This is a genomic window from Sphingomonas sp. AAP5 (assembly GCF_004354345.1).
Lineage (GTDB): Bacteria > Pseudomonadota > Alphaproteobacteria > Sphingomonadales > Sphingomonadaceae > Sphingomonas > Sphingomonas glacialis.
In genome coordinates this window covers 2,318,228-2,331,939 of record NZ_CP037913.1, presented here as the reverse complement: position 1 = coordinate 2,331,939, position 13,712 = coordinate 2,318,228, and the positions used below count along the sequence as shown (strand labels likewise).

15 protein-coding genes and 1 riboswitch are annotated in these 13,712 nt (G+C 66.7%); of the genes, 6 read left to right on the top strand and 9 right to left on the bottom strand.

The genetic code is table 11. The features are described from left to right. Nucleotides 1–2 precede the first annotated feature (2 nt). From E2E30_RS10810 to E2E30_RS10785, 6 genes are all read right to left on the bottom strand, one after another. Entirely contained in the window at nucleotides 3–977 is a 975-nt protein-coding gene (locus tag E2E30_RS10810) for a type II secretion system F family protein (RefSeq protein ID WP_133189681.1), read from the bottom strand. An 83-nt stretch (nucleotides 978–1,060) separates the two neighbouring features. Then, nucleotides 1,061–2,347: a pilus assembly protein CpaE gene (locus E2E30_RS10805; protein ID WP_133189679.1), complete on the bottom strand. Its 1,287-nt coding sequence runs from the start codon at nucleotides 2,345–2,347 to the stop codon at nucleotides 1,061–1,063. Further along, nucleotides 2,347–2,988 carry a CpaD family pilus assembly protein gene (locus E2E30_RS10800; RefSeq protein WP_133189677.1) on the bottom strand — a complete coding sequence of 214 codons (642 nt, stop codon included), beginning with the start codon at nucleotides 2,986–2,988 and terminating at the stop codon, nucleotides 2,347–2,349. The genes E2E30_RS10805 and E2E30_RS10800 overlap by 1 nt, the downstream gene beginning before the upstream one ends. Before the next feature lie 18 nt (nucleotides 2,989–3,006). Beyond that, the gene (locus E2E30_RS10795) at nucleotides 3,007–4,698 is read right to left on the bottom strand and encodes a type II and III secretion system protein family protein (protein ID WP_133192042.1); all 1,692 of its coding nucleotides are present in this window, start codon (nucleotides 4,696–4,698) and stop codon (nucleotides 3,007–3,009) included. After that, nucleotides 4,698–5,729, bottom strand: coding sequence for a Flp pilus assembly protein CpaB (gene cpaB, locus E2E30_RS10790; RefSeq protein WP_133189675.1), 1,032 nt, complete (start codon nucleotides 5,727–5,729; stop codon nucleotides 4,698–4,700). The genes E2E30_RS10795 and cpaB overlap by 1 nt, the downstream gene beginning before the upstream one ends. 35 nt (nucleotides 5,730–5,764) lie before the next feature. Continuing rightward, nucleotides 5,765–6,247 carry an A24 family peptidase gene (locus tag E2E30_RS10785; RefSeq protein WP_133189673.1) on the bottom strand — a complete coding sequence of 161 codons (483 nt, stop codon included), beginning with the start codon at nucleotides 6,245–6,247 and terminating at the stop codon, nucleotides 5,765–5,767. Between the two features lie 48 nt (nucleotides 6,248–6,295). Here E2E30_RS10785 and E2E30_RS10780 point away from each other — a divergent pair, with 48 nt between their 5' ends. From E2E30_RS10780 to E2E30_RS10770, 3 genes are read left to right on the top strand one after another with little or no spacing between them, the layout of a single operon-like run. Then, complete coding sequence (locus tag E2E30_RS10780; RefSeq protein ID WP_133189671.1) at nucleotides 6,296–7,258, top strand: alpha/beta fold hydrolase; 963 nt, start codon at nucleotides 6,296–6,298, stop codon at nucleotides 7,256–7,258. Next, the gene (locus E2E30_RS10775) at nucleotides 7,255–8,349 is read left to right on the top strand and encodes an NAD(P)/FAD-dependent oxidoreductase (protein ID WP_133189669.1); all 1,095 of its coding nucleotides are present in this window, start codon (nucleotides 7,255–7,257) and stop codon (nucleotides 8,347–8,349) included. Before E2E30_RS10780 ends, E2E30_RS10775 begins: the two co-directional genes overlap by 4 nt. Before the next feature lie 45 nt (nucleotides 8,350–8,394). Beyond that, nucleotides 8,395–8,568, top strand: coding sequence for a YegP family protein (locus tag E2E30_RS10770; protein WP_133189667.1), 174 nt, complete (start codon nucleotides 8,395–8,397; stop codon nucleotides 8,566–8,568). Nucleotides 8,569–8,578: 10 nt separating this feature from the next. Here E2E30_RS10770 and rnhA read toward each other — a convergent pair whose 3' ends face one another. From rnhA to ispH, 3 genes are read right to left on the bottom strand one after another with little or no spacing between them, the layout of a single operon-like run. Next, complete coding sequence (gene rnhA, locus E2E30_RS10765; RefSeq protein ID WP_133189665.1) at nucleotides 8,579–9,043, bottom strand: ribonuclease HI; 465 nt, start codon at nucleotides 9,041–9,043, stop codon at nucleotides 8,579–8,581. Continuing rightward, complete coding sequence (thrB, locus tag E2E30_RS10760; RefSeq protein ID WP_133189663.1) at nucleotides 9,040–9,990, bottom strand: homoserine kinase; 951 nt, start codon at nucleotides 9,988–9,990, stop codon at nucleotides 9,040–9,042. Before thrB ends, rnhA begins: the two co-directional genes overlap by 4 nt. A gap of 3 nt (nucleotides 9,991–9,993) precedes the next feature. Next, a complete protein-coding gene (gene ispH / locus E2E30_RS10755; RefSeq protein WP_133189661.1) occupies nucleotides 9,994–10,956 on the bottom strand; it encodes a 4-hydroxy-3-methylbut-2-enyl diphosphate reductase in 963 nt (320 codons plus the stop codon). A 103-nt stretch (nucleotides 10,957–11,059) separates the two neighbouring features. Here ispH and E2E30_RS10750 point away from each other — a divergent pair, with 103 nt between their 5' ends. The 3 genes from E2E30_RS10750 to gcvH all read left to right on the top strand — a co-directional run bounded on the left by E2E30_RS10750 (nucleotide 11,060) and on the right by gcvH (nucleotide 13,686). Next, nucleotides 11,060–11,737, top strand: coding sequence for a hypothetical protein (locus E2E30_RS10750; protein ID WP_229839234.1), 678 nt, complete (start codon nucleotides 11,060–11,062; stop codon nucleotides 11,735–11,737). A 65-nt stretch (nucleotides 11,738–11,802) separates the two neighbouring features. Continuing rightward, nucleotides 11,803–11,905: riboswitch (glycine riboswitch) on the top strand. A gap of 162 nt (nucleotides 11,906–12,067) precedes the next feature. Continuing rightward, entirely contained in the window at nucleotides 12,068–13,318 is a 1,251-nt protein-coding gene (gcvT, locus tag E2E30_RS10745; RefSeq protein ID WP_133189659.1) for a glycine cleavage system aminomethyltransferase GcvT, read from the top strand. Further along, nucleotides 13,315–13,686 (top strand): glycine cleavage system protein GcvH, encoded by a 372-nt coding sequence (gene gcvH / locus E2E30_RS10740; RefSeq protein ID WP_133189657.1) that lies wholly within the window; start codon nucleotides 13,315–13,317, stop codon nucleotides 13,684–13,686. The genes gcvT and gcvH overlap by 4 nt, the downstream gene beginning before the upstream one ends. Nucleotides 13,687–13,712: the final 26 nt, after the last annotated feature.

The following is a 13,712-nucleotide window of genomic DNA, read 5'->3' as shown; positions in this document are numbered from 1 at the left end:
CATCAGATCTCGAAATTGACCATGCGGCTCATGATGAACGCGCCAAGCCCCATCCACAGCAGCCCCCCGCCGCCGACGACCATCAGCCGCTGGTCGACGAAGAAGTTCTGCATGTAGCTGCCGTTGATCATCCAGATCATGCCGAACACGATGAACGGCAGCGATCCGACGATATAGGCCGACGCCTTCGACTCGGACGACATCGCCTTGATCTTCAACTTCATCTGACTGCGCATGCGCAACACGTTGGCTAGGTTGGCGAGCGTTTCGGCCAGGTTGCCGCCCGTTTCGCGCTGGATCGCGATGGTGATGACGAAGAACTGGAATTCGGGCGTGCCGAGCCGGTCGGCGGTTTCCTGCAGCGCGGCGTCCATCGTCCGGCCGATCTTCATCTTGTCGGTGATGCTCTTGAACTCGACGCCGACCGGACCGTCGACCTCGGCGCCGACGACGGCGATCGTCTCGGTGATCGGCAGGCCCGAGCGCAGGCCGCGCACGAGCAGCTCGATCGCATCGGGAAACTTGCTGGTAAATTGCGCGATGCGGCGCTTGATGAAGAAGCCGACGACCATGTGCGGCACGCCACCCCCGATCACGACGCCGAGCAGCAGCCCGAGCAGCACCGGCAACCCGATGATCGACAGCAGGATCGTCACGCCCATCACGATGCCGATCGTCGCCATGCCGTATTGGCCGACGGTCCAGGTCTTGCCCGTCATCGCCAGCCGCTTCTTGAGCAGCGCAGGGCGGGGCAGGAAGCGCGCCGCGGCAGCATCCATCTTGGTGCCTTGCAGCGACGAGATGCGGCGCATCTGGGCGTCGACCAGCGTATTGGCCGAATCGCCGTGACGCGCGCGCATCGCCGCGACACGCCGCGTTCGAGCGCGTTCGGGTGAAGGGCCGGCAAAGGCGAACGCGACCAGCATCAGCATGATCAGCGCGCCGCCACCCAGCGAAAGAACGGGCATCAAGTCCATGAGCCTATCAAGCGCTCCGCTTCGTTACGACGGCGTTTACGGCGCCCCCAAAAACTGACCCAAAAACCGACATCGGCGTGGCTTCACGCCTTCTTCTTGCGCGACACCAGCGCCTTGAAGTCGAATTTGCCGACGAGCGAAGTGCCCTTGGCGGCAGGTTTCTTCTTGCCGCCGGTATCGATCGACTCGGCCGAATCGCCGACCGCCATCAATTTCGTCGCGAGGTCGATGATCGGCAGGATCGTCTTCGAACCCTTGCCCGCCTCGGCGAACGGCTTGCCGAGCTTGGCGGACTGCGCCGCGAGCTTTTGATCGAACACGATGCTGAAATCGATCTTGCGCTCGATCGACCCCTCGAAGTCCTTGCGGCTGATCTCGAGCTGCGCGACCGGCTGGACGCGGTTGGCGACGACCACGACTTGCGTCTGCGGCGCGTTGGACTTCATCCACGATAGCAGCCGGATCGTGTCGCGGGCGGCCGCCAGCGTCAGTTCGGTGACGATCACCGCGACTTGAATGTCCGAGATCAAGTGCGGATGCTGGACCAGCATGGTGCGCGGCAGATCGACCACGGTGCATTCGAACGCGGCGCGCATTTCCTCCTGCAACTGATAGAAGGCCGATCCGTCGGTCATCAGCGGCGAATTGATCGGCGCCTCGGCCGACAGCACCGACAGTCGCTCGCTCGATTTGACCATCGCGCGTTCGATGAACAGCCCGTCGATGCGGCTCGGATTCTCGATCGCGTCGGTCAGGCCGCGGCCGGGCTCGAGATCGAGCGACAGCGCGCCGGTGCCGAAATGCACGTCGAGATCGAGCAGTGCCGTGGTCCGCGCGCCCTTTTCGCTCAGCACCCAGGCGACCGAGGTCGCCAGGCTCGACGCGCCGACGCCGCCGCGCGCGCCGATAAACGCGGTCGAGATATGCGGACGCTCGGTCCCCGCCTCGACCGCTTTCGGCGCGTTGAGGATCGCCTGCGCGTTGGTGAAGGCCTCGCGCAGCATATCGGGGTTGAGCGGCTTGAGCAGATAATCCTGGATCCCGCTGACGACGAGATCGCGATAGAGCCGGACGTCGTTGACCTGGCCCGCCGCGATCACGACGGTGCCGGGCTCGCACACCTCGGCGAGCGCATTGATGTCGTTGAGCGGGTCGCCGCTTTCGGACAGATCGACGAACAGGATCTGCGGCGAGGCCGAGACCGAGAGCGATTGCACCGCGTTGCGCAGGCCGCCCTTGTTCACCTTTTCGGGCGCCCAGCCCATTTCGGTGACGATCGGCCGTAGCGTCTCGGCGGTGGTCTCGTCGCAGACATAAGCGGAGAAGGGATCGCGAAGACCCATCCGGCCGGGATTGAACGGTGCGTTCATTATTTGCCTCCGGCGCTTTCGGCCTTGATGGTGGTGCCGCCGGCGCCGCTCGGCGGGGCCTTGCGGAAGCTGTCGATCGCCTTTGCCGAAGCGGACTGATCGGCGACTCCGTTGCCCGTCTGGCCGAGCACGAGATCGGCCGGGTTGGCGATCATCGCAGCGAGCGTCGCGTTGCTCGCACAGCCATGATTCGAGGACGTGTTCGCCTCGAAATCGGTCGAGCTATCACGGCTGAAATCGGGGCAACCGGGCACGCTCGCCTTCATCCGCGTCACCACCACACGGACGGTGCCCGCGGTGATCGGCGCGTTGGTAACGGGCGCGTCGTCGGAAACGAGCAAGCCGTAATGCGCCACCTGGCGCGCCACCGCCTCGCGCACGCCAGCGCCGTAGGGGTTGGGATCGTCGATCGCGACTCGGTCGCCATAGCCGACGCGGAGCGAGGCCATCCAGCCGGCGAGACGCTGTTCTTCGCCGGGTGCGAGGTCACCGCCGCTGGTCGCGACGTCGAGTGCATAGTCGCTGCGGCTGACGACCGGCTGGTGGACCGATTCGAGCCCGCGATTCTGCGTGCCGGCGCATGCGCCGACGAGCAACGCGGGGGCGAGGGTGGTCGCGATCAAGAGACTGCGCTTGAACATGATCATGTTCCTCCGGCCTTAGTTGCTGAAACCGGGCGCGACATTGGCGCCCCTTTTGGGCTTGCCCGCGGGTGCGGGAAGAGCGGGCAGCGGTGCGCTGTCGCGATCACCCGGTGCCGAAGGCGCGCGCTGCGGCACTTGCAGCGCGGCTTGGAAGGCGGGCTGCAGCGGGTCGCGCGGGGCCATTGTCGGCTTGGGACGATCGCCGCCGGTGGTGCCGCCGCCCAATTGCCCCATGAACACGCGGCCGAGATCGGTCGGCGCCTTATAGCCATCGGTCGGCAGGACGATGTCGGCGGCGTTGACCGGCTTGACCAGATACGGCGTGATCACGATCACCAGTTCGGTCTCGTTGCGCTGGAACGCGTTCGAGCGGAACAGCGCGCCGACCACGGGCATGTCGCCGAGCGCCGGTGCCTTGTCGATCGAGTTGTTGTGGTTGTTCGACAACAGCCCGGCGATCATCATGCTCTGGCCCGAGCCGAGCTCGACCGTCGTTTCGGCGCGGCGCGTCGTCAGCGCGGGAATGCTGACGCCCGACAGCGTGACCGCGCCTTGCGACGACAGCTGCGACACTTCGGGGCGAACGTGGAGCGAGATGCGCCCGTCGGAGAGCACCGTCGGCGTGTAGGACAGGCTAACGCCATATTGCTTGTAGTCGACCGACACCGCGCCGAGCCCCTGCGAGATCGGGATCGGGAATTCGCCGCCGGCCAGGAACGAGCCGGTCTCGCCCGAGATCACGGTGATGTTCGGATTGGCGAGCGTCGAGACTTGCCCGTCGCGTTCGCCCAGATCGAGCGAAGCGAGCAGATCCATGCCGAACGCGCGGCCCGCAATCCCGAGCGCAGTGCCCATGCCGGTCGCGGCCGGGAAGGCGAATTGCGTCTGGCCGGGCTTCAGGCCGCTCGCGATCAGCGTCGGATCGCCGGGCACGCCAGGGACGGTCGTGATGGATGCGGCGCGGCCTTGATTGAGGTTGAAGATCGCGCCGCTGCCGATTTGGCGGTTGGCGAGATTGACGCCGATATTCTTGACGAAGCTGCGGCTGACTTCGGCGATCCGCACTTGCAGATTGACTTGCAGCGGAGTCGCCGCGCGCAGCCGGTTGATCACGCCGATCTTGAGCCCGGTCTCGGCCCCTGGCACGACGCCGGGGTTGAGCAGTCCGCTCACCAGCCGCTGTGCCTGGGCGCTGTCCTCGGGCGAGGCGACCGTCCCGGTCAGCACCGCGATCTGGCCGACCGTGGTGACGCGGATGTCGCTGTCGGGCATGGCGAGCTTCACCATGCGGTCGATCGAGGTCAGGTTCTGGCTAACGCGGATGTTGGCGGCGTAGATCACAGCACCGCTCGCGCTCGTCGCGAAGATCGTCGACTCGCCGAAATCCTTGCCGAACAGATGGATCTGGTGCGGGTTGCTGACATAGACGTCGGCGACACCCGGGTTCGAGATCCACACGTCGCTGACGCTGGCGGGCAGATTGATCAACTCGCCCTGGCCGGTCGACAGCGTGACCTCGTTGGTCGGGCGGACGGTGCCCGTGGGGGCCGATCCGATATGCGTCACGGCGTGGCTGGCCGGGCGGGCGGGCGAGCCTCGCCGCGGTGGCTTGCCGCCTGCGGCGAGGAGCGGAGCGGGTGCGCTGGCGACCAGCGCTGTCAGGACCGTCGCCGAAACGGCGCGGTGCAGGAAGCCGAGGTTGCGCATCACTTCTTCCCCTCAACGGCGACATCGGTCACCGCATTGCCGCGAACGATATGGACCATCGGCCCGGCGCGTACCGCACCCCCCCCGGGAAAACCGCCGCCTGGAGCGACCATGCCAGGCGCACCCTGCGGGCCGGCCTGGGCGACCTTGCCCGGCACCGAGCTGCGCTGGAAGCGCGAGACATCGGCACCCGTCGCCATCGTGCCGCCACCCGCCGAGGGCGAGGCCGCGATGCGCGTGAGCATCGCCTTTTCGGCCTTGGGGTCTTCGGGCATGGTGACGTTGCCGCTGGCGATCGCCTGTTCGAGATCGCTGTTATTGTCGGCGATCGAGCGCAGCGACAGCGACAGCGAGCCGAGCGTCTGCGCGACGGCAATCTGTTCTGCGATCTTGGGCGTTGCCTCGATCGTCACGTTCGAGAAGGTGCGGACGACCGACTTGCCGTCTTCGCCGACGCCATTGTCGGTGCGCTGATCGGTGGCGAGCACGCGCAAGTTGCGCATGATCGTCTCGGCCGCCTTGAGCGGGGGACCATCACCGCCGCCCACCACGGCCTGCGTCAGGATCAGATCGATTCGGTCGCCTGGAAACACGAAGCCCGCGACGCTCGTCTGAGTCTGCACGGGTACGGTGACGGCGCGCATGCCAGGCCCGAGCGCTGCAGCGAGAAATCCGCGATCGCCCGGCTTGACCAGCGCGCCTTGCGTCAGCGGCTGCCCAGCGGTGATCGCGTTGCGCACCACGGTGCCAAGCAGCGTACGCTGGTCGAAGCCGCCCTTCTTGATGAAGTAGGCATTCTCGACGAGCTCCTTTGGCCAAGGCTGATACTTCAGCGCAGTGGCATCGAGGATCGTGCCGACCGGCAGCGCCTTGGTCGCGACGAGCACTTCGGGCCCGTCGACCACCGGAGCGGCGACCACGGCATTGGCTTGCGGCGCCGAACTGCCGACGATCAGCGATCGCGCCATGAACGCGGTGATCGCAGCGACGATCAGCGCTCCCACCAGCAATAGGACCTTGCGACTATCCATTTCGAACCTTTCGAACGTGGGCGGTTGAGCCCGCGTTAAGCATTCACACCAAAGTGGTTAAAAAGCGGTTCACGAAGCGCGAACAAGGCGGCGATTGCGATCGCGACGCCATAGGGGATCTCGATCGGGGTGGTCCGACGGCGGAGACGATGCTCGATCATCACCACCGCGGTCAGCGCGCCGCCGACCAGCGACATCACGATCAGCATCCACACCAGCGGCACCAGCGGCAGCCACAAAGCGAGCGCGCCGATCATCTTGACGTCGCCGCCGCCCATCCAGCCCAACTGGAATGTGGCGATGAACAGCGCGAATACGATCAGCGCGAGCCCGAACTGCGCGGCCATGTCGGGCCAGACGGCGAGCCCGCACGCCCACCAATAGAAGGGCGCGAGCAGTGCGATCGCGGCGTTTTTCCAATTGGCGATTTCGCGCGTGCGCGCGTCCTGGATCCCGGCCGAAACCAGGATCAGCGCCAATGTCGCCAGCAACACGATCGAAAGAGTATCCCCACGCATGCGGGAAAGGCCTAGACGACAGGCCTTTCGAAACCGTAACCATGATCCATGGTTTCCCCCCAGCTGTATCGACGCGCGATTCCCGCCGCGGCGCGGATCACGCGCTGGACCGCGCCCGATGGCTGGGCGCTGCGCCGGTTCGACTGGCCCGCGAGCGGGCCCGCGCGCGGGCGGATGCTGTTCCAGGGCGGGCGCGGCGATATCTTCGAGAAATATCTCGAGGCGTTCGCGCATTGGCAGGCGCAAGGCTGGTCGATCACCTCGTTCGACTGGCGCGGGCAGGGTGGCTCGGGCCGGGTCTCGCCCAATCCGCATGTCGGGCACGTCGACGATTTCCAGCTCTATATCGACGATTTCCGCGCGTTCTGGGCGGAATGGCGGGCCGAGCGTGCTGCTGGCACTGGCGGGCCGCATGTCGCGATCGGACATTCGATGGGCGGGCATCTGTTGCTGCGCGCGCTGGTCGAGGGTGCGGCGGAGCCCGATGCGGCGGTGCTGGTCGCGCCGATGCTGGGGCTACACAGCCCGCTCGGTGCGACGCTCGGCGAGCGCCTCGCGGTCCTGCTCGGCGGGATCGGCGACGCGGCGCGGCCGGCGTGGCGCGGCAATGAGAAGCCCGCGACGACCGAAACCCGCCAGGCGCTGCTCACGCATGATCAGGATCGCTACGAAGACGAGCTCTTCTGGCAGGCGAGCAAGCCAGATTTGCTGCTTGGCCCGCCGAGTTGGCGCTGGGTGATCGAGGCATTCCGCTCGACTCGACGGTTGCGCGCCGATTCGCGGTTGAAAACGCTCTCCGTGCCGCTGCTGTTCGTCGTGCCCGAGAACGACCAGCTCGTCGCGCCCAAGGCCGCTTACGGCGTCGCGGCAAAGCTGCCCGATGCGCAGGTCGCGCGCTTCGGCGTGGAATCGGCGCACGAAATTCTCCGCGAGGTCGATGCGGTGCGCAATCGCGCGCTGGGCGCGATCGACGGCTTTCTGGCGGCGCGGGCACCCGGACCACGCGCATGAAGCACTACGATGTCGCAATCGTCGGTGCGGGAATCGCGGGCGCGAGCCTTGCCGCGGCGATCGCGCCGTTCGTGTCGGTGGTGCTGCTCGAGGCCGAGGACGTGGCGGGCTATCACGCGACGGGGCGGTCGGCGGCGTTCTGGTCGGAAACCTATGGCGGCCCGGGAATCCAGCCGCTGACCACGGCGTCGGGGCCTGCGCTGCGGGCAGGCGGGTTCCTGCAGGATCTCGGGTCGCTCCATATCGGCCGCGCCGAGGATGCGCCCGCGATCGACGCGTTCCTTGCCGAATTCGCCGGGAGCGGCGTCGCGCTCGACCGAGTCGACCCGCACGCGCTCGTTCCGGGCCTGCGTCCCGAATGGACGCTCGGCGTGCTCGAGGCGAGCAGCACGTACATCGACGTCGCCGCGCTGCACGCCCATTACCTCGCCCAGGCCAAGCGCGCGGGCGCGACGCTGCTGGTCTCGGCACCGCTGCAAAGCGCCGAGCGGCGCAACGATTGCTGGGAAGTGCAGACCGGGGGCGGGCCGGTGAGCGCGCCGATCCTCGTCAACGCCGCGGGCGCCTGGGCCGATCAGGTCGCGCGAACCGTCGGAGTCGCGCCGATCGGGATCACCGCGTACCGCCGTACCGTCGTGCAACTCGCGACCGACCCGGCCGCACCCGATACGTTGCCGCACATCGCCGATATTTCGGGAAGCTTCTACTTCAAGCCCGAAGCAGGCGGGCGATTGTGGCTGAGTCCGCATGACGAGACCGAAGCGCTCCCCGGCGATGCCCAGCCCGAGGAACTCGACGTCGCGATCGCGATCGACCGGTTCGAGCATGTCGTCGACTGGACGATCACGCGCGTCGAGCGGCGCTGGGCGGGATTGCGCAGTTTCGCGCCCGATCGCTTGCCCGTTTATGGCTTCGCGGCCGAGTCGCCGGGCTTTTTCTGGTTTGCCGGGCAGGGGGGATTCGGCATCCAGACCGCGCCGGCCGCCGCCGCCCTGGCCGCTGCGCTGCTGCTCGGCAGGGAGCCTGATCCAAGCGTCGCGGGAATCGATCCCGCGCGATATGCTCCGGGTCGGTTCGTCGCGGTAGCGTAACGACCGAATTCGCGCTATGCCTGCGGCTCATCCGGGAGAGCGATGATGGCGCATAAGTTCGTGATCGAGCAGAACAAAGCCGGCGAGTACGTCGCAAAGTTCAAATACAATGCCGAGCTGATCTGGTGGACCGAAGGCTATTCGAGCAAGGCCGGCGCTAAGAACGCGATCGAGTCGGTGCTCAAGAACGGCCCGGATGCGCCGGTCGAAGAGGCCTGAGGCCGAGGCCTTATCCGCGCCGCCCGGCGAGCACCGCGGCATCGCTTGCCAGCCGATCGGCGCGCTCATTGTCGGGGTGGCCGGCATGGCCCTTGACCCACACCCAGTCGATCCGGTGCGGCTTGGCGGCGTCGAGCAGCGCCTGCCACAGTTCGGCATTCTTGACGGGCTGCTTCGCGGCGGTCTTCCAGCCGTTCTTCTGCCAGCCCTTGATCCACTTGGTCAGCCCATCCATCACGTAGCGGCTGTCGGTCGACAGCGTTACGCGGCAGGGGCGCTTGAGCGCGTTGAGCCCCTCGATCGCCGCCATCAGCTCCATGCGGTTGTTGGTGCTGGGATTTTCACCGCCCGACAGTTCCTTTTCGGTCGCGCCCGAACGAATCAGCGCACCCCAGCCGCCGGGGCCGGGATTGCCCTTGCACGCGCCATCGGTGGCGATTTCGACGCGAGTCATTTCGGCGGCAGTATCGGTCATGGGAAGAGGTCGTCCGTGGCATAGGTTTGGAAGCGCCGCAGATAGGCCAGCGGATCCTTGCGTGTCACCAGCGCATCGGCCGGGGTGTTGAGCCAATCCCACGCGCGCGACAGGAAGAAGCGCAGGCACGCGCCCTTGGCGAGCGTGCCGAGCTGGCCGCGTTCGGCATCCGACAGGCCAAAGCTCGAATCATAGCCGTCGATCAGCGCCGCGCCGACCGCGCTGTCGACCGAGCGGCCCTCGGCATCGAACGACCAGGCGCTGTGCAGGATCGCGACGTCGAACGCACGGATATCGGTGCACGCGAAATAGAAATCGATCAGCCCGCTGACCTGATCGCCGCGCATCAGCACGTTGTCGGGGAACAGGTCGGCGTGGATCGTCGCGGTCGGCAAGTCGCTCGGCCAGTCGCGCAGGACGGTGTCGAGCATCGTACTTGCCTCGGCGTGGAGCCCCGGCGCGATCGAATCGAGATCCGCGCCGCAGCGCTCGAGCAGCGGCTGCCACGTTGCGACGCCCATCGAATTGGGGCGCTCGCGCGTGAAATCGGCGAGCGCGGCGTGCATCCGGCCCATCGCTTGCCCGGCAGCGAACGCCTGCGCCGGGGTCGGGTGCGTCACCGATACGCCCGGCAGGAACTGGATCAGGCAGGCAGGGCGCCCCTCGAGCATCTGGATCGAAATGCCGTCGCGGTCCTTGATCGCAGGTGGTACCGGATTGCCGCGCGCCGCGAGATGATCGAGCAAATCCATGAAATAGGGCAGGTCGCCGCCTTCGACGCGCTTTTCGTAGAGCGTCAGGATGAAGCGGTCGGTCGTCGTGTCGACGAGATAGTTGGTGTTCTCGACCCCCTCGGCGATGCCCTTGGAGGAGACCAGCTCGCCGACGTCATAGCGCGCGAGGAAGGCGGCCAGCAGTTCGGCCGAGACGGGGGTGTAGACAGCCATCGGTCAGGCAGCGGCGGCGGCGTCGAGTTCGCGCGGCAGCTTGAAGATGATCGTCTCGCGCTTGGTCTCGACCTCTTGCTCGCTGACCGCATAGTGTTGGCCGAGCAGATCGACGAGTTCGCGCACCAGCAGTTCGGGGGCAGACGCCCCGGCGGTGATGCCCAAAGTCTTGACGCCATCGAGGAAGCCGAAGTCGAGGTCGGCGGCGCGTTCGATCAGCCGCGCGGGCGTGCCCTCGCGCTCGGCGACTTCGACGAGCCGCACCGAATTGGACGAATTGGGCGCGCCGATCACCAGCACCGCGTCGCACGCATGCGCGATCGCCTTGACCGCGGTCTGGCGATTCGACGTGGCGTAGCAAATGTCCTCGCCGCGCGGCGAGAGCATCGACGGGAAGCGCCGCTGCAAGGTCGCGACCACTGCGGCGGTGTCGTCCATCGACAGCGTGGTCTGCGTCAGGAAGGCGAGGCTGTCGGGGTCGGCGGGGGCATAGGCCTCGGCATCGGCGACGGTCTCGATCAGCGACATCGATCCTTCGGGCACTTGGCCGAAGGTGCCGATGACTTCGGGATGCCCGGCATGGCCGATGAACACGATGTGCCGCCCCGCCTCGACCAGCCGCTCGGCCTGGCGATGGACGCGCGAGACGAGTGGGCACGTCGCATCGAGGAAGATCATGCCGCGTTCGGTCGCCTTGTCGGGGACCGCCTTGGGAACACCGTGCGCCGAGAAAACGACGGGTACGCCCTCGGGCACTTCGTCGAGCTCCTCGACGAACACCGCACCCTTGCCGCGCAGCATGTCGACGACGAAGCGGTTGTGGACGATTTCGTGGCGGACATAGACCGGCGCGCCGTATTTCTCGATCGTCAGCTCGACGATCTGAATCGCTCGGTCGACCCCGGCACAAAAGCCTCGCGGGGCGGCGATGATCAAATCGAGTCTAGGCTTGGAAGCGGGCACCATCAGGCATGGAGCCTACGCGATTGCTTGCGCGGGCGGAAGGCGGTTCCTATGGTGAAGCGCCCTCTGTGCCGAGAATTCTCATCGGCCAGCGGATTCCTTTTGCATGAATAAGGTGCGTGCCCCCGTGACACTCCGGAAATCGACCATCGCCGCTCCAGTGTTCCTGCTGTCGGCGCTTTCGCTGCTCGCGGGGTGCAAAACGACGGGCGACTTCGACGAAACCGGCGGCATCACCGCGATCCGCAGCGCGTGCCCGAGCGTCGCTGTCCCAGCGCATACCGGCGACATCACGCTGTTCGACCCCGTCACCAGCCGCGATTCGAGCGCGATCGACGTGACTGCCGTGCTGACCAATGTGCGTTCGACGTGCGACGATACCGGCGCCGACGTGGTGACCACCGTCACCTTCTCGGTCGAGGGGCGGCGCGTCCGTACCGAGGCGGCGCGCGACGTGACGCTGCCGTATTTCGTGACCGTGGTGCAGGGCGGCAACGCCGTCGTCGCCAAGCGCATCGGCCGTTCGGTGCTGCACTTCGACGCTGGCCAGGCGCGCGCCGTCGTCCAGGGGACGGGCACTGCGACGGTATCGCGCGCTGCGGCGACCCTCCCGGACGACGTCCGCAAGAAGCTAACCGAGAAGCGCAAGGCCGGCGGCGACGATGCTGCGGTCGATCCGCTGAGCCGACCCGAAGTCCGCCAGGCGGTGCTCCGCGCGACCTTCGAGGCGCTGGTCGGATTCCAGCTGACCGACGATCAGCTGAAATATAACGCGACGCGGTGATCTGGCGCGTTGACTCGCTTGCTGCAGCGCGTCAAACCGAATTGGTCGATGCAGGGCAACCTGGATAGGCACGCGCGGGAGAGTGCCCGGGGGTCCGCAAGGATCAGCCGGGCCGCCGAAGGAGCAACCGCCCCGGAATCTCTCAGGCAACCGGACCGCGCGGGCTAACGACACTCTGGAAAGCGCTTCCGCCGCGTTGGTGGGGCCACCGAAGGGGTAAGCCTGCAACACGCAGGTCAAAGCTCTCAGGTATCCGTGACAGAGGGGGCGGTGTGGGTATCGGCGCAATCGCGTCGAGCCGCGCCGTAGTCCCAGCACGGAAGGCCCGACATGAGCGACACCGAGATTCCCGACGAGATCGCGACACAGACGCTGCCGCTCGACGCATGGCACCGCGCGCAGGGCGGGCGGATGGTCGAATTCGCCGGCTATCACATGCCCGTCCAGTATGAAGGCATCATGGCCGAGCATCTCTGGGTGCGCGAATCGGCCGGGCTGTTCGACGTCAGCCATATGGGCCAACTCGTCTTCCGTGCAGAAGGTGGCGCCGATGTCGTCGCCGCGCTCGAATCGCTGCTCCCGGCCGATATTGCCGGGCTTGCCGAGAACAAGCAGCGCTACTCGCTGCTGCTCGCCGAGAATGGCGGCATCCTCGACGATCTGATGGTCACGCATCTGCCACGCGAGAGCCCGTTCGCCGCGGATGACGAAGCGGCCGAACCCGCCGAGCCCGCAGGCTGGTCGCCGCTCGACGCGTCGCCGACCGATCCCGACGCGCCGACCTTCTACATGGTCGTCAACGGCGCGACCAAGATCGACGATATCGCGCATCTGCTCGAATTCCTGCCCGATGGCATCGCGATCAACCATCTCGAGGAGCAGGCCTTGCTCGCGCTGCAGGGGCCCAAGGCGGCCGATGCGCTCGCGCGGCTGGTGCCGGGCGTCGAGGCGATGGTGTTCATGACCGCCGGCGCGTTCGACTGGAACGGCGTGCCGCTGTGGATCAGCCGCTCGGGCTATACCGGCGAGGACGGCTTCGAGATTTCGGTGCCGGGCGAGCATGTCGTCGCGCTTGCCGATGCGCTGATCGCCGAGCCCGAGGTCAAGCCGATCGGCCTTGGCGCACGTGATTCGCTGCGGCTCGAGGCAGGGCTGCCGCTTTACGGTCACGATCTCGATCCCGAGACGACGCCGGTCCAGGCCGATCTCGGCTTCGCGCTGTCGAAGCGTCGCCGCGAGGCGGGCGATTTCATGGGTGCCGAACCGATCCTCGCCGAGCGCGCCGCCGGTGCGGCGTCAAAGCGCGTCGGCCTGCTGATCGCCGGTCGCCAGCCGGTGCGCGAGGGCGCGACCGTCGTCGATGCCAGCGGCGCCGACATCGGCCGCGTCACCAGCGGCGGCTTCGCGCCGAGCGTCGGGGCGGCGATCGCGATGGCCTATGTGCCGACCGAGCTCGCGACGCCGGGCACCATTGTTACTTTGTCGCAGCGCGGGAAGGTCCACACCGCGACCGTCACCGCAATGCCTTTCGTTCCCCACCGCTACGTCCGGCAACCAAAGTTTCTGGGAGGTCCAAAATGAGCCGTTATTTCACCGAAGACCATGAATGGGTCGATGTCGATGGCGATGTCGGCACCGTCGGTATCTCCGAATATGCGCAGAGCCAGCTCGGCGACATCGTGTTCGTCGACGTTCCCGAAGAGGGCAAGGCACTGACCAAGGGCGACGAAGCCGCCGTGGTCGAATCGGTCAAGGCCGCATCTGACGTCTATTCGCCGGTGTCGGGCACGGTGATCGAGGGCAATCCTGCGCTCACCGAGACGCCGGGCCTCGTCAACGAGGAGCCCGAGAGCGACGGCTGGTTCTTCAAGCTGACACTGTCCGATCCGGACGAGCTGAGCGGCTTGATGGACGAGATCGCCTACGCGGCGTTCGTCGAGAAGCTTTAAGATGCGTCGCCCCGGCGAAGGCCGGG

Coding starts and splice junctions, on each gene's coding strand:
- E2E30_RS10810 (WP_133189681.1), bottom strand. CDS start 977: ATGGACTTGATGCCCGTTCTTTCGCTGGGTGGCGGCGCGCTGATCATG.
- E2E30_RS10805 (WP_133189679.1), bottom strand. CDS start 2,347: ATGAACGCACCGTTCAATCCCGGCCGGATGGGTCTTCGCGATCCCTTC.
- E2E30_RS10800 (WP_133189677.1), bottom strand. CDS start 2,988: ATGTTCAAGCGCAGTCTCTTGATCGCGACCACCCTCGCCCCCGCGTTG.
- E2E30_RS10795 (WP_133192042.1), bottom strand. CDS start 4,698: ATGCGCAACCTCGGCTTCCTGCACCGCGCCGTTTCGGCGACGGTCCTG.
- cpaB (WP_133189675.1), bottom strand. CDS start 5,729: ATGGATAGTCGCAAGGTCCTATTGCTGGTGGGAGCGCTGATCGTCGCT.
- E2E30_RS10785 (WP_133189673.1), bottom strand. CDS start 6,247: ATGCGTGGGGATACTCTTTCGATCGTGTTGCTGGCGACATTGGCGCTG.
- E2E30_RS10780 (WP_133189671.1), top strand. CDS start 6,296: ATGGTTTCCCCCCAGCTGTATCGACGCGCGATTCCCGCCGCGGCGCGG.
- E2E30_RS10775 (WP_133189669.1), top strand. CDS start 7,255: ATGAAGCACTACGATGTCGCAATCGTCGGTGCGGGAATCGCGGGCGCG.
- E2E30_RS10770 (WP_133189667.1), top strand. CDS start 8,395: ATGGCGCATAAGTTCGTGATCGAGCAGAACAAAGCCGGCGAGTACGTC.
- rnhA (WP_133189665.1), bottom strand. CDS start 9,043: ATGACCGATACTGCCGCCGAAATGACTCGCGTCGAAATCGCCACCGAT.
- thrB (WP_133189663.1), bottom strand. CDS start 9,990: ATGGCTGTCTACACCCCCGTCTCGGCCGAACTGCTGGCCGCCTTCCTC.
- ispH (WP_133189661.1), bottom strand. CDS start 10,956: ATGGTGCCCGCTTCCAAGCCTAGACTCGATTTGATCATCGCCGCCCCG.
- E2E30_RS10750 (WP_229839234.1), top strand. CDS start 11,060: ATGAATAAGGTGCGTGCCCCCGTGACACTCCGGAAATCGACCATCGCC.
- gcvT (WP_133189659.1), top strand. CDS start 12,068: ATGAGCGACACCGAGATTCCCGACGAGATCGCGACACAGACGCTGCCG.
- gcvH (WP_133189657.1), top strand. CDS start 13,315: ATGAGCCGTTATTTCACCGAAGACCATGAATGGGTCGATGTCGATGGC.